Below are 15,721 nucleotides of genomic sequence, written 5' to 3'. Positions count from 1 at the left end.
GATCGACTCGATCAAGCGGGTGCAGATCATGGGTGCGTTGCAGGAGCGGTTCCCGGTGTCGGGTGACGTCGACCCGGAGCGTCTGGGTGAGCTGCGGACGCTGGACGACATCGCCGGGTTCCTGGGTTCGGCGGCCGCGCCGCCTGCGGCTGCGGAGCCGGTCGCGGCCTCCGTCCCCGTACCTGCCCCGGCTCCGGCTCCGGTGGTCGAGGTGAACAGCCATGTGCTGGATGCGCTGTTGGAGGTGGTGGCGGAGAAGACGGGTTATCCGGCGGAGATGTTGGAGCCGGGGATGGATCTGGAAGCGGACCTGGGGATCGACTCGATCAAGCGGGTGCAGATCATGGGTGCGTTGCAGGAGCGGTTCCCGGTGTCGGGTGACGTCGACCCGGAGCGTCTGGGTGAGCTGCGCACCCTCGACGACATCGCCGGGTTCCTCGCCGGAGCCGCCGCGACCGGGGCCGCGCCGCGGGTGGAGGCGCCGCTGGCGGTGACGTACCCGTCCGCGCCCGGGATCGGGCGGACGTTCGCGGCGTTACGCGAACTGCCCGCGCCGTACGCGGTCGTGGGGGCGTACGCCGAGCAGCGGACCGCACTCGTGGTGGACGACGGGTCGACGCTGACCCGGCCGGTGGTGGCCGCACTGCAGGCGGACGGCTGGCGGGTGGAGGTCGTGGGGCTGCCCGACGGGGTGGCGACCGCGGTCGAGGCCGACTCCGTGCGGTCGCTGCGGACGTGGGACGACGAGGAGCTGGCCCGCGTCGTGACGGCCGGCCGGCTCGACCTGGTCGTCCAGATGGCGGCCGCCGCGGTGGGGGCATCCCCGGGGGCGGCCGGGGGAGAGTGGGCCGACGCCGCGCAGCGGCTGGCGCACGCAGTCCTCGTGGCCAAGCGGACGCAGCCCGCCCTGAGGGCCGCCGCGGCCGGTGGCACGCGGGCGGCGTTCGTGGCCGTGACGCAACTGGACGGGGCCAACGGCTACCGGGGTGGCGAGTCCGGCTCGGCGCTGCTGGGCGGTGTGAGCGGGCTGGTGAAGACCCTCGCGATCGAGGTCCCGGAACTCTTCGCCCGGACCGTGGACTTCGCGCCGGGGCTGGACGACCACACGATCGCGGCCCGCTTCCTGGGCGAGATCAAGGACCTGGCCGGCGACATCGCCGACGTGGCCCACGACGCGCAGGGCCGCCGCACCGTCGTTCCGTCGGACCGGGCGCCCGCCGGGCCCGCCGCGGCCGTGCCGGAGATCGGCGCGGACGACCTGCTCGTGGTGACCGGTGGAGCACGCGGCATCACGGCGTACTGCCTGCAGGCGCTGGTGGACGCCCGCCCGGTGGGGCTGCTGCTGCTCGGCCGCAGCCAGGTCACCCCGGACCCCGAGTGGGCGGCCGGGCTGGAGGGCGCGGCACTCAAGGGCAGGATCGCCAAGCGGATCGCCGCGAACGGCGAGAAGCCGACCCCGCGCGGAGTGGAGGCGGTCTACCGGGAGCTGACGGGCAGCCGGGAGATCACGGAGAACCTGCGCCGGCTGCGGGCGGGCGGCGCGAGCGTGGAGTACGTCGCCGTCGACATCACCGACGCCGCCGCGGTGAGGACCGCGCTGGCCCCGTACGCGTCCCGGGTCACCGGGGTCGTGCACGGCGCGGGGGTGCTGGCCGACCGGCTGATCGCGGACAAGACGGCGGAGGAGGTCCACAAGGTGCTCGCCACCAAGATCACCGGCCTGGGGCATGTACTGGAGGCGCTGCGCGGTGCCGCCGCCCTGCGGCACCTGGTGTTCTTCTCCTCGGTCGCCGGATTCTTCGGCAACCGCGGTCAGTCGGACTACGCCGTGGCCAACGAGGCGCTGAACCGCCTCGCCGTCCGGCTGAAGCGGGAGCTGCCGTCGGCCCGGGTGACCTCCGTCAACTGGGGCGCCTGGGAGGGCGGGATGGTCACCGACGACCTGCGCCGGATGTTCTCCTCGCGCGGGGTGGAGCTGGTGCCGGTCGCGACCGGCGCGGGTATCTTCGCCGAGCAGTTCACGGCGGGGCGCGGCCACGACACGGTCATCGTCGCGGGCCCGCTGAAGCCGCTGTCGGCGCCGCCCGCCACCGGTTCCGGCACGCCGGTCTCACTGCTGGCGGACCGCGCGCTCGACGACCTGGCGGCCGAGACGGTCCTGGCCGACCACGCCATCGGGGGCAGGCGGGTGCTGCCCGCCACCGCCGCGGTGGGCGCGCTCCTCAACGCCGTCGAGACGGCGACGGGCGATGCGGTCACCGAGGTGAGCGGCTTCAAGGTCTTCAAGGGGGTCGTCCTGGACGGCGCCGAGGGCGAGGTCCCCGAGCGGCTGCGGCTGTTCGTGGAGCCCGGCAGGAGCGCCGGTTCCGGCACCCTGGACGTGCTGGCCTCCGCCGTCGACACCTCCGGGCGCAGCCGCCCGGCGTACGGCGGCACCGTCGGCACGGCCGGAGCCGGCCCGCGCCCCGCGGACCGCACCGACCTGGCCGGGGCCGCCCGCGCGGCGAGCGGCACCGACGCCGGCTACCTCTACCGGGACGGCACGCTCTTCCACGGCCCGTCGCTGCGCGGCCTGCGCCGGATCCTCGCCTCGGACGAGCGGCGGCTGCTGCTGAGCGCGCGCCTCGGCGACGGCCTCCCGGCGCACGGCGCGTACCACGGCCGGCGGCACAGCCCGGTACTGGCCGACCTCCTGCTGCAGTCCGCGCTGGTGTGGGTCCGGCTGTTCCGGGGCCGGGCGAGCCTGCCGATGGAGATCTCCCGGATGCGGCTCTTCGACGCCCTCCCCGCCGACCGGGACTTCCTGATCGCGGTGGAGAACGTCGAGGCCGCCAGGACCGGCGTCACCTGCTCGATCACCGCGCTCGACCACGAGGGCCGGGTGCTCCAGGTGCTCGACGGGGTGACGGTGGTCGAGGACCCGGAACTGGAGGGCAAGTTCGGGCCGCCCGGGCGGACGGGCACCACCGCCACCGTCGCGGTCTGACGACCCCCGACCCGACCGGATCCACTCGGACACTCGGAGGCTGACCCACCATGGGCAAGTACGCGATCGTCGGCCTGGCCTGCCTCTTCCCCGGGGCAGGGACACCCGACGACTACTGGCGGAACCTGATCGGCGGCGTGGACTCGCGCACCGAGGGGGACGGCCGGATCTTCGGGCACGACCCACGGGTCCGCGAGACCGACCCGGACGACCGGCACCGCATCTACTGCACCCGGGGCGGGTTCCTCGCGGAGGGGGACGCGACGGCCTTCGACCCGAACGGATACCTGCTCCCGCCCGACTACCTGGCCCGCCTGGACCGCTCGTTCCACTGGGCGCTCCGGGTGGCCGGGGACGCCCTGGCCGACGCGGGCTCTCCCCCCAGCGCCGCGGCCGGCCGGAGCGGACGGAGGACCGGGGTGGTGTTCGGGAACTACCCGTTCCCCACCCCGGCCTCCGGGAGGGTCGCCGGCGAGTTGTGGGACTCGGCGGTGGCGCGGGGACTGGCGGACGCCGGTCTCCCGGCGGCGGCACCCGGCGGCGACCCCGCCGGGGCCGCCGGCCCGGCCGGTCCCGGTCGTACCGCCGCCCACAACCTGTGGGCGGGCGGTATGCCCGCCCAGGTCGTGGCCGCGGCACTCGGTCTCGACGGACCGCGCTTCACCCTGGACGCGGCCTGCTCCTCCGCGCTGTACGCGCTGAAGCTGGCCTGCGCCCACCTGGAGACCGGCCGTGCCGACCTGATGCTCGCGGGCGGCGTCTGCGCCCCCGATCCCACCGTCATCCACCTCTCCTTCTCCGACCTGCGGGCCTATCCGCCGGACGGCTTCAGCCAGCCCTTCGACGCCCGTTCCCGGGGCATCGTCACCGGCCAGGGCGCCGCGATGGTCGCCGTGAAGCGGCTGGCGGACGCCGAGCGCGACGGCGACCGGGTGTACGCGGTCATCGACGCGCTCGCCCTCACCAACGACGGCCCCGGCAAGCACATGCTGGTGCCGAACGCCGCCGGGCAGCTCGCCGCGTACGGACTCGCCTACCGCGAGGCGGGCGTGGACCCCTCGGCCGTCCAGTACCTGGAGTGCCACGCGACGGGCACCCCGCTCGGCGACAGCACGGAGCTCGGCGGGGTCGAGGCCTTCTTCGGCCGCGGTCCGCTGCTGGGATCGGTCAAGTCCAACATCGGGCACCTGCTGACCGTCGCCGGCATGACCAGTCTCATCAAGGTCGTCCTGGGCCTGGCACACGGCACGATCCCGCCCACCATCGGGGTCGGGCAGCCCCTGCCGGGCACCGTCGCAGACCGGGTGGTGCGCGAGGCGGCGCCCTGGCCCGAGCCCGCGGGGGGCGGCCCGCGCCGGGCCGGGGTCTCGGCCTTCGGCTTCGGCGGCACCAACGCGCACGTCGTGCTCTCCGCCCCCGGTGCCACCCCGGCGTCCGAACCGGCCCCGGCCGGCACGCCGGTGCCGCCGCTCGCCGTCATCGGCATGGGCGCGCACTTCGGCTCGTTCACCACCCTGGACGCCTTCGAACGCGCGGGGTACGAGGGTCTGGACGCCGTGCGCGACCTGCCCGGGCAGCGCTGGCGCGGCTTCGAGACGGTCGAGGGCGGGCCGCTGGACCGGGCCGGGCTCGCGGGGGAGACCATCCTGAAGGCCGCGTACGTGGCGGAGTTCGAGGTCGACGCGACCTCGTACAAGATCCCGCCCAAGGACCTGGACCACTTCAACCAGCAGCACCTGCTGATGATGCGCGTCGCCGAGGAGGCGCTGCGCGACGCCGGGTACGAGCGGCCGCGCCCCGGAGCCGGCGGGGACGCCGGGCCGCGCCGGGTCGCCGTCGTCGTCGGCATGGAGATGGAGCCCAGCGCGCACGGCCACGGCTCCCGCTACGAACTCGGCCGCAAGCTCACCGAGTGGTGCGCCGAGGCGGGCGTGGAGCCCTCGCCCGCGCAGCTGGCGGCGCTCACGCGGGCCGCCCGGGACGGGGTCCACGACTCCATCGAGCCCAACGAGGTGCTCAGCTACATCGGCAACATCATGGCCAGCCGGGTCTCCTCGCTGTGGAATCTGACCGGTCCCTCCTTCACCCTCTCCTCCGACAGCTCGGTGGGCGTCGACGCCCTCGACGTCGCCCGGCTGCTGCTGCTCGATCCGACGGTCGAGGCCGTCCTCGTCGGTGCCGTCGACCTCGCCGCCGGGCCCGAGAACACCCTCGCCCGCGAACTGCTGGAGCCCGGCTCGGTAAGGGGCGGGCTGCGCGTCCTCGGCGAGGGCGCCGGGGCCGTCGTCGTCACCCGGCCCGCGTCGGTGCCGCCGGGACGGACCGTGTACGCCACCGTGGAGGCCGTCGCCGTCCACCACTCGGGGGACGTGGCTCCCGGGGCCCGTCCCGAGCTGGTCGCCCGCGCCGCCGAGGACGCGCTCGCCGCCGCCGGGCTCACCCCGGCCGACGTCGAGCTCGTCGAGGCGGGCGCCGCGACGGCCGCCGAACTCGACGGCCTGGCCCGGGTCTGGAGCCGCGACCGCGCGGGCGGTGAGCTGCGCACCGCCCTGTCCGGCGTCCACGCCGCCGTCGGCGACACCGGCTGCGCCTCCGCGCTCGCCTCCGTCATCCGGGCCGCGCTGTGCCTCCACCACGGCTACGTCCCGGTCGCCCCGGGCGGCGCCGACGCCGGACGTCTGGACGGCTCCGCCTTCTTCCTCGCCTCCGACTCCCGGCCCTGGCTGCGCTCCCGGCGCGAGGGACGGCGCGCCGCGTCGGTGAGCGTCACCGGCACGGCGGGCAGCCACGCCCACGTGGTCCTCGGCGGTGCCCGCGTACGCGGCGAGATCGCCGAGACCGACTGGGCCCGCTCCGGCGGCGGCCTGGTCGTCCCCGTCGGCGCCGACGACATCGACGGGCTGCTCGGCCGGCTGGGCGAGCTGCGCGCAGCCCTCGACGGTGACTGGACGGGCCTCGCCGAGGACCGCCCGGCCCGGCTGAAGGCCGTCCTCGTCGCCGACGACACGGCCGGGCTCGCCCGGCAGATCGACCAGGCGGTCAAGGACCTGCCGGAGGTGTGGCGGTCGGGCGGGGAGTGGACCTCGCCGTCCGGCAGCCACTTCACCGCCCGGCCGATCGGCGCCGCGGGCAAGGTCGCCCTGGTCTTCCCCGGCGCCTTCAACTCCTATCTGGGGCTGGGGCGTTCGCTCTTCCGTGCCTTCCCGGGACTGCTGCCCCGCTTCGAGGCCCAGGCCGAGCTCCCGGCGGAACTGCTGCGCAGCGCCGCCCTCTACCCGCGCTCCCGTGAGCCCCTCGGGCGGCGCGAACTGATGCGGCGGGAGGGCGAACTGGTCGAGGACATCCCCCTGATGCTGGCCGCCGGCACGAGCTACGCGCTGCTGTCGACGGACCTGGTGCGGGAGGTCCTGGGCGTCCCCGTGCAGGGCGCGTTCGGCTACAGCCTCGGCGAGAGCAGCATGCTCTTCGCCACCGGCGGCTGGATCAAGAGCGCCCGGGGCGACGCCAAGATCAGCGCCTCGCCCCTCTTCGACGACATGCTGCGCGGGCCCAAGCGCACGGTGCGCGAACTGTGGGGACTCGGCGAGGACGTCCCCGACGCGCAGGTGTGGGCCACCCACGTGCTGCTCGCCCCGGCGGACGACGTACGGGCGGCGGCCGGGCGCTTCGACCGGGTCTTCATCACGCACGTCAACACCCCGCAGGAGGTCGTGGTCGCCGGCGACCCCGGGCAGTGCGCCGAGCTGATCGCCGCACTGGACTGCCGCAGCGCCCGCTCCCCGGCCAACCACGTCATGCACTGCCCGGTCGTCGACGGCGTCCTCGACGAGCTCGCCGACCTCAACCGCTACCCGACCGGGGACGTCGGCGACCTGGTGCTCTACAGCAGCCGGCACTACGCGCCCGTGAGCGACTTCGACGCGGACGCGGTCGCCGGGAACATCGCCGTCACGCTGCGGGAGACGGTCGACTTCCCGCGGCTCGTGCGGCGGGCGTACGAGGACGGGTTCCGCTGCTTCATCGAGGTCGGGCCGAGCAGCACGTGCGCCCGCTGGATCCACGAGACGCTCGGCGACGAGCCGCACGTCTCGGTCTCCGTCGACCGGCGCGGGGCGCGCGGCGCGACCGACGTCGCCCGGCTCGCGGCGCGGCTCGCCTCCCACGGCATACCCGTCGACCTCGGCGCGTTCGCGCCCCGGGCCGCGTCCGCCGCCCGCCGCCCGGTCGGGCTGCGCACCTTCACGGTGGGCGGCGCGCCGGTCGCGCCGCTGGTGGCCGCGGGCGCGGGGCCGGTGGTGGCGGGCCTGCGGCCCGTGCGGGACGCGGTTGTCGCGGATGCCGGTGGGGCGGTGCCCGCCGTTGCGGGCCGCGGGTCCGTTGCGGGGTCGCCTGCCCGCCCGCCCCTTGCCGGGGCGGAGGTGGCGGATGCCGGGGGGCCTGTTCCCGCCGTCGCGGAGCGCGCGTCCGTCGCGGTGACTCCTGTCGATCCTCCCGCCGTCGCGGACGGGCCGTCCGCCGAGAACGTCACCCCCACCCCGGCGCACGCCGCGGGTGTTGAAACCGTCACGGAATGGGACACCGCGATGTCGATCCGCCCCTCCGCACAGCCGCCCGCACCAGCGCTCGTGCTGGAGCGGGAGCCGATCACGATGATTCCGGCCGTCGCCGTGAGCGCCGCCGGGCTGCCGCCGGTGGGCACGCCGCCGCAGGAGCCGCCGCCCGGGCCGGCCATCTTCGGGGCGCCGCTGCCCGTGCAGCCGCCGCAGCAGGAGAGCACGGCCGATCTCGTGCGCGGGCTGCGCGGCGAGGTGCTGCGGGCGCACCGGGAGGTGCTGGACGCCCAGCGCGCCCTGCGCGAGCAGTTGACCGAACTGCTCGCCGCCCCCGCCGGCACCCCCGCTGCCGTACGCCCGCCCAAGCCGAAGGGCGTGGTCTGGGACGAGCACGACCTCCTGGAGTTCGCCACCGGGAAGATCGGCGACGTCTTCGGCCCGCGCTTCGCCGAGATCGACGGCCACCGCCGCCGCGTCCGGCTGCCCGCGCCGCCGTACCACTTCGCGACCCGCGTGACCGCGCTGGAGGCGGAACCGGGAGAGTTCAAGCCGTCGTTCATCCGGACCGAGTACGACGTGCCGCTCGACGCCTGGTACGCCGTCGACGGCCAGGTGCCGCCGGCCGTCACCATCGAGGCGGGCCAGTGCGACCTGCTGCTCATCAGTTACCTCGGCATCGACTTCACCAACCGCGGCGACCGCGTGTACCGCCTGCTCGACAGCAGCCTCAGCTTCGTCGGCGACCTGCCGCGCGTCGGGCAGACGCTGCGCTACGACATCTGGATCGACCAGTTCGTGCGGCAGGGCGACACGACGCTGTTCTTCTTCCACTACGACTGCTACGCCGACGGCGAGCTGATCCTGAAGCTGAACAACGCGTGCGCCGGCTTCTTCACCGACGACGAGCTGGAGAACTCGCTCGGCATCATCCAGGGCAGGGCCGTCCCGCCCAAGGGGGACGGCGCCTTCACCGGGGCGAGTTCCTTCAAGCCCGTCCAGGCCACCGCGCGTACCGGGCTGACCGCCGCCGACCTGGCGGCGCTCGCGGAGGGCCGGATCGCCGACGTCTTCGGCCCCGGCCACCGGCAGCCCCCGGGCTGCAACACCTCGCTGCGCCTGCCCGGCGAGCAGCTGCGCATGGCCGACGCCGTCACCCTCCTGGACCGCAGGGGCGGCGCGCACGGCCTCGGCCGGATCGAGGCGGTCAAGCACCTCGTCCCCGACGGCTGGTACTTCACCTGCCACTTCCCGGACGACCCGGTGCTCGCCGGCTCGCTGGTCGCCGAGGGCGCCGTGCAGCTGCTCGAGGTGTACGCGATGTCGCTGGGCCTGCACCTGTGCTTCCCCGACGCCCGCTTCCAGCCCGTCCCCGGGCTGAGGACCGAGGTGAAGGTGCGTGGCCAGATCACCCCGGACACCGCGCGCATCGAGTACCGCATCGACGTCACCGACGTGACCCTGCTGCCCCGCCCCGCCATCACCGCCGACGTCGTCGTACTGCGTGACGGCAAGCCGTCGATCGGTGTCAGCGGCCTCGGCATCCGCCTGGTGGAGAAGCCCGGGACCCCCTACCGGCCGGAGACCGGCGGCACGGTGCCGCACTTCCTCGGCCGGCTCAGCCCCGCCAGCGGGAAGCCCGCGCTGCTCAGCGAGTTCCACATGGCGCACGCCGCCAAGGGCGACCTGGCGATCGCGATGGGGCCCGAGTTCGAGGTCTACGCGAACAGCCGGGCCCCGTACATCCCCAACGGCGACTTCCTCTTCGTCGACCGGGTGATGGAGCTGGAGGGCACGCGCGGCGTGCTCAAGAAGGGCGCCGTCATGGTCACCGAGTACGACGCTCCCGAGGACGCCTGGTACTACGCCGACAACGGGCATCCGTTCATGCCGAACTGCGTGTACATGGAGTCCAGCCTCCAGGCCGCGATCCTGCTCGGCTACTACCTGGGCGCCACGCTGCCCTTCCCCGACGAGCAGTTCAGCATCCGCAACCTGGACGGCCGAGCCACCCTCGTCAAGGACGTCGACCTGCGAGGGAAGACGATCCGGCACCGCTCCACACTGCTGTCCAGCGACCAGATGCCCGGCTCGATCCTGCAGAACTACGCGTACGAACTCTCCGCCGACGGCGAGGTCTTCTACCGCGGCGAGTCCCTGTTCGGCTACTTCAACGCCAAGGCCCTGGAGAACCAGGTCGGCCTGGACAAGGGCGAGCACGTCCTGCCCTGGCTCGACCGGCAGCCGGCCCGCCCGGCCGGAGTGCGCCGCGTCGATCTGGCCGCCCACCGCGCCGCCGAGGCCACGCGGGGGACGACCCGGCTGGCCGGCGGTCACCTGGACCTCGTCGAGTGGGTCGACGTCCTGCCCGGCGGCGGCACCCACGGCCAGGGCTACCTGCGCGGCCACCGCTCCATCCGCCCCGACGAGTGGTACTTCACCTGCCACTTCCACCGCGACCCGGTGATGCCCGGCTCACTGGGCGTCGAGGCGCTGCTGCAGGGCCTGCAGGTGTACGCCGTCGAGACCGGGCTCACCGACGGGCTGGTGAACCCGCGCTTCGCGCTCGCCTCCGGCGCCGAGATGACCTGGAGCTACCGCGGCCAGATCCTCCGCACCGACCCGGACATGGAGTTCGACGTGCACATCAAGGAGGTGCGCCGCGAACCGGGCCGGATCCTGCTGCTCGGCGACGCGAGCGTCTGGAAGTCGACCCTGCGGATCTACCGGCTGGGCGGCATCGGCATCGAGATCCACCACGACCAGGCCTGAGCGAGCCCGCGAGCGACAGGAGACGCAGCATGACCACCGACCTCCACCGGCCGCGGTGGACCGGACCCGACGCGCCGGCGGTCGGCGACGCCGGGGTCTACGAAGCCCTGATGCGGCTCGAGGAGCCCGTGTACATCCTCCGCGGGCCCTACGGGCTGGGCGCCGCCACCGGCGGCAGCGCCGGCGCCGACGGCGAGCACGAGATCGTCGCCGCCGCGCCCCCGCTCGGCCCCGAACGCCTCGGCAGCGCCGCCTTCATCGAGGCCCACGGCCTGCGCTACGCCTACATGAGCGGTGCCATGGCCAACGGCATCGCCTCGGCCGACCTGGTCGTCGCCATGGCCCGGGCGGGCTTCCTCGGCTCGTACGGCGCCGCCGGGCTGCTGCCGGAGGCCGTGGAGAAGGCCCTGGTCCGCTTCCGCGACGAGATCCCCGGTCTCGGCTACGCCTGCAACCTCATCCACAGCCCGAGCGAGGAGCGGCTGGAGCGCACCGCCGTCGACCTCTTCCTGAAGTACGGCGTGCCGTGCGTCGAGGCCTCCGCCTTCCTCGCCCTCACCCCGCACCTCGTCCGCTACCGCCTCGCCGGTCTGCGGGCAGGCGGCCCGTACGGCGTGATCGCCGGCAACAAGGTCATCGCCAAGATCTCCCGGCCCGAACTCGCCGAGCTCTTCATGCGGCCCGCGCCCGAGGCGATGGTGCGCGCGCTGGTGGCCGAGGACGCGATCACGCAGGAGCAGGCCCGGCTCGCCGAACGCGTCCCGCTCGCCGACGACATCACCGTAGAGGCCGACTCCGGCGGCCACACCGACCGCCGCCCGCTGCCCGCGCTGCTGCCCGTGATCGTCCGGCAGCGCGACGCCGTCATGCAGGAGGAGGCCTACGCCGAGCGCATCCGCGTGGGCGCCGCCGGGGGCATCGGCACGCCCGAGGCGGCGGCCGCCGCCTTCGCCATGGGCGCCGACTACGTGGTGACCGGGTCGGTCAACCAGTCCTGCCTGGAGGCCGACACCTCGCCCCGCGTCAAGGAGATGCTGGCGCAGGCGGGCATCGCCGACTGCGAGATGGCCCCGGCCGCCGACATGTTCGAGATGGGCGTGGAGCTCCAGGTCCTCAAGCGGGGCACGTTCTTCCCGATGCGGGCCAAGCAGCTGTACGAGCTGTACCGGACGTACGACGGGATCGAGGCCATCCCGGCGGCGGTGCGGGAGAAGGTCGAGCAGCAGATCTTCCGGCGCCCGCTGGACGGGGTGTGGGACGAGACCGCCGCGTACTTCCGGCGCCGCGACCCGGACCAGCTGGCGCGCGCCGCCGGCAACCCGAAGCGGCGCGCCGCGCTCGTCTTCCGCTGGTACCTGGGCATGGCTTCGCGCTGGGCCAAGACGGGCGAGGCGGACCGCGCCGTCGACTACCAGATCTGGTGCGGGCCCGCGATGGGCAGCTTCAACGCCTGGGTCCGGGGGACGTATCTGGCGGCGCCCGAGCATCGCCGCGTCGCGGACGTCGCGCGCCAGATCATGACGGGCGCCGCCTTCCACCACCGCCTGGCGATCCTTCGGTCGGCCGGCGTCGCCTTCCCCGGCGGCGTCGCGACGCGGCCGTCGCCGGACGACGCGACCTCGCTCGACGCGGCGACGGGGGTGCGGCCGTGACCGCGCGGGAGCCGTCGCCGGCGGGTGCCGCGCCTGCGACGGGTCCGGGGCGGGGAAGCCGTGCCGGTGGCCGGGGGAAGGACGCTTCCCCGTCACCCAGGGACCTCCGCGCGCCCTCGTCCGCCGCCACCGCGGTGCCGCACACGCCTGCCCGCGGCCCCTCGGGCGCCGCCGCCCCCGGAGCCGGGACGCAGTCGCCGGCGGACCGGGGGGCCCACAGGGTTCCGGGGAAGGGCGGGGCGGGGGAGCGGCCCTTCGCCGCCGCCGAGGAGCTGGACGCCGCGCTCGGCGACCCGTGGGCGCCGGGGAACCCGTACGGCTTCGCCGCCGGGGCCGCGCGCGACGCCGCCGAGGAGTACCCCGCCGCGCTGGAGGCGCGCCTGCGGGACGAAAACTTCCACGTCAACTACCTCCCCGCGCACCTGGGCGGAACCCTCCGCACGCTGGAGGACACCCACGTCCTCGTCCGTGTCGCCGCCCGCCGGGACGCGAACGCCATGCCGGCCACCATGTTCGGCATCTCCGCCGTCATGACCGTCCTCGCCGCCGGCACCCCGGAGCAGCACAAGACCGTCGCCGCCTGGGCCCGTGAGGGCCGCACGATCGCGTTCGGCCTCTCCGAGGCGCACGCGGGCAGCGACGTGCTGGCCAACAACTGCCGCCTCGACACCGGCGCCATGAGCCTGACCGGCACCAAGTGGCTGGTGGGGCGCGGCGCGAGCGCCGACGCGGCCGTGGTCGTGGCCAGGACCGCAGACCGGGGCCCGGCGGCGTTCACGGCGGTGCTGCTGGGCCCCGAGGAGCTGGCGGACGCCCGCGTACGGCGGCTGCCGGCGCGGCGTACCACCGGGATGCGGGGCATCGACTTCGCGGACCTGGCCTTCGACGGTGCGCCCGTACCGCCGGACGCGGTGGTCGGCGGCGTCGGCGCCGGGCTGACCGGGGCGATGCGGGCGCAGCAGATCGTCCGGCTGATGAGCACCGCGGGCTGCCTGGCCACCGCCGACACGGCGCTGCGCACCGCGCTGCGCTTCGCGTTGGCGCACCACACGGGCGGCGAGCGGGTCGCGGACACCCCGTACGGGGCCCGCGAACTCGCCGTCTGCGCAGCGGAGTTGATCGCCGCCGACCTCACGGCGCTCGCCGCGGCCCGGTACGTCCACGTCGCGCCGGGCGCCTTCGGCCTCGCCTCCTCCGTCGTCAAACGCGTGGCGACCCGGCTCACCGCCGCCTGCGCGGCCCGCGCCCGGGCCCTGGTCGGCGCCCGCGCGGTGCTGCGGGACGACGGGGGCCCGGGCGCCGTCCTGGACAAGGCCGTGCGGGACAACGCGATGGTCGAGGTCATCGACACGAGCGTGCTGGGCAATCTGCGGGCGGTGGCGATGTTCCTGCCCGCGTACGCCACGCCGCGGGAGCCGGAACCGGCCCGTGACCGCCGGCTGTCCGCCGTCTTCGACCTCGGAGGATCCGGCCTGCCGTCCCTCGAACCGGCCGCCCTGGACCTGGGCGCCCGCCCGAAGGACGACATCCTGCTCGGCTTCGCCTCGCACGCCGACACCATCGCCGCCGAGCTCCACCGCAGGGGCGAGACACGCGCCGCGACCCTGGTCACCGGGGTCCAGTCGGGCCTGGCAGCCACCTTCCGGGAGGCGGCGGCCGCGCCGCGCCCGAAGGCGGCCCCGGACCTGCTGGACCTGGCCGACCGTCTGTGCCTGCTGTACGCGGCCGCGACGGCGGCCCTGGCCTGGTGGTTCAACCGCGACCGCGGCGGCCTGTACGGCGCGCCGGAGCCCGGCGGCGCCGGGTGGCTCACCGCCGTGGCGGCGCTGCTCCTCGCCCTGGCCGAGGGCCGCGACCCCCGCACGGCCGGCCGGGACATCGCCCCGGCCGGCCGGGTGCTCACCGAACTCGACGCGGCAGGCCGCCTGTTCACGGCGCTGCCGGTGCGGCTGTGCGACCGACCGGGACCGGAGGACGAGGAGACATGACCGATCTGCCCGCGCTCATGGCCGACCTGGAACGCCATCTGGGGAGCCCGAACGACCCCTCCGGTCCGATGCCGTTCGACCGCGTCCTCGATCTGGACGAACGCGAGGAGTACCCGCACGAGTTCGTCGACCTGCTCGCCCGGTGGGGCCTGTACGACTGGATCGTGCCCGCCGCCCACGGCGGCCGGGCCGTCGACGTCCAGGACGGCTACCACCTGTTCCGTCTCGTCGCCCGCCGCGACCCGACCACCGCCACCGCCATGGTGATCACCAGCATCGGCTACATGCCGCTGTGGATCGCGGGCAGCGACGAGCAGCGCCGGTTCTTCGCCGACCACGTCCGCGCGGGCGGCAAGATGGCCTGGGGCCTGTCCGAGCGCCGGCACGGCAGCGACGTGCTGGCCAACGAGCTGACCGCGCGGCCCGTCGAGGGCGGCTGGCTGCTCGACGGCGAGAAGTGGACGATCGGCAACGCCACCCAGGCCGACGTCGTCATGCTGTTCGCCCGTACCTCTCCCAAGGCCGGCCCCGGCGGCTACTCGATCCTCGCCCTCGACAAGCGCGCCCTGACCGGTGGCGGCTGCGAGCCGCTGCGCGACGAGCCGCTGTACGGCCTGCGCGGCCTCGACATGAGCGGGGTGCGGCTGCGCGACTGCTTCGTGCCGGCCTCCGCGCTCGTCGGCAAGGAGGGCCAGGGCCTGGAGATCGCCCTGAAGGCCGGCCAGTTCGCCCGCGTCCTGATCAACCTGATCGCGCTGAGCACGGTGGACACCGCGCTGCGGACCACCCTGGACTTCGCCACGACCCGGGAGATCTTCGGCACCACCGTCTCGGCCGTCCCGTACTCGCGGCGGCAGCTCGCGGAGTCCTACGCCGACCTGCTGATCGCCGACGCCATGACCTCCACGGCCGTACGCGCCCTGCAGGTGGCCCCGGCACAGATCAGCATCTGGTCCTCGGTGGTCAAGTACTTCGTGCCCACGCTGCTGGAGGAGACGCTGGGCCGGCTGGGCGTGGTGCTCGGCGCCCGCCACTGGCTGCGCGACCACCCCAGGCACGGGATCTTCCAGAAGGCGCGGCGCGACTTCGGCGTCGCCAACTTCGCGGACGGCAACACCGTGGTGAACCTGAAGAACATCGCGCTGCAGCTGGGGCAGCTGCTCACGTCCGCCGTCGCCCCGTCGCCGCGGCTGGTCGAGGAGAGCACGGCCAGGATCGCCCCGCTCTTCGACCCGGCCCACCCCATGGAGCCGTACCGGCCCGCCGGGCAGCAGCTGTTCAGCCGCGGTGTGGACGACCCGGTGGTCGCGCTGCGCTCCGCCGTGGCCGAGCTCCGGCGGGAGGCGGCGGTCGCGACCGGCCGGGAGGCCGCCTGGCTGGCCGGTGCGGCCGGCACGGCCGGGGCGCTCGCCGGGGAGCTGGACCGGCTCGCCGACGAGCACCGGAAGCTCACCTCCGACCTCGGCAAGGCCGCCGGGCAGTCGGCGGAGCTGTTCGACCTGGCCAAGCAGTACACGACGGTCTCCGCCGCCGCGGCCCTCGTCCACCTCCACCTGCGCGGCCGGGAGAGCCTGAGCCCGGAGCTGCGCTCCCCGGCGGTGCTGCTGCTCTGCCTGGAGCGGCTGCTCAGGCGCTTCCACCCCACGCGCCGGGTGACCGGCCCCGTGGAGGTCGAGGAGGTGGCCGCGGCGCTGGAGGCGGCGCACCGCGAGGGCCGGCTCTTCTCCTTCCGCGCGTTCCCCGTCAACTGGTGACTTCCCGATGGAGGCAGTG

At 74.9% G+C, this 15,721-nt stretch carries 5 protein-coding genes; all 5 read left to right on the top strand.

Annotation, left to right across the window (positions count from 1 at the left end; genetic code table 11):
* Window positions 1-2,986 (top strand): SDR family NAD(P)-dependent oxidoreductase (locus ACWDAS_RS07315; RefSeq protein WP_450387858.1); only part of this gene is annotated, 2,986 nt, incomplete at its 5' end.
* A 50-nt stretch (window positions 2,987-3,036) separates the two neighbouring features.
* Window positions 3,037-10,308 carry a beta-ketoacyl synthase N-terminal-like domain-containing protein gene (locus ACWDAS_RS07310; RefSeq protein ID WP_450387857.1) on the top strand — a complete coding sequence of 2,424 codons (7,272 nt, stop codon included), beginning with the start codon at window positions 3,037-3,039 and terminating at the stop codon, window positions 10,306-10,308.
* Window positions 10,309-10,337: 29 nt separating this feature from the next.
* Window positions 10,338-11,960, top strand: a complete 1,623-nt coding sequence (locus ACWDAS_RS07305; protein WP_450387856.1) for a PfaD family polyunsaturated fatty acid/polyketide biosynthesis protein — start codon at window positions 10,338-10,340, stop codon at window positions 11,958-11,960.
* A gap of 134 nt (window positions 11,961-12,094) precedes the next feature.
* Complete coding sequence (locus ACWDAS_RS07300) at window positions 12,095-13,948, top strand: acyl-CoA dehydrogenase family protein (protein ID WP_450387855.1); 1,854 nt, start codon at window positions 12,095-12,097, stop codon at window positions 13,946-13,948.
* Window positions 13,945-15,702, top strand: coding sequence for an acyl-CoA dehydrogenase family protein (locus tag ACWDAS_RS07295; RefSeq protein WP_450387854.1), 1,758 nt, complete (start codon window positions 13,945-13,947; stop codon window positions 15,700-15,702). The genes ACWDAS_RS07300 and ACWDAS_RS07295 overlap by 4 nt, the downstream gene beginning before the upstream one ends.
* Window positions 15,703-15,721: the final 19 nt, after the last annotated feature.

Source organism: Streptomyces sp. NPDC001070 (assembly GCF_053598835.1).
The sequence above is the reverse complement of the archived record's forward strand: the minus strand, read 5'-3'. Positions and strand labels throughout refer to the sequence as shown.

Coding starts and splice junctions, on each gene's coding strand:
- ACWDAS_RS07310 (WP_450387857.1), top strand. CDS start 3,037: ATGGGCAAGTACGCGATCGTCGGCCTGGCCTGCCTCTTCCCCGGGGCA.
- ACWDAS_RS07295 (WP_450387854.1), top strand. CDS start 13,945: ATGACCGATCTGCCCGCGCTCATGGCCGACCTGGAACGCCATCTGGGG.
- ACWDAS_RS07305 (WP_450387856.1), top strand. CDS start 10,338: ATGACCACCGACCTCCACCGGCCGCGGTGGACCGGACCCGACGCGCCG.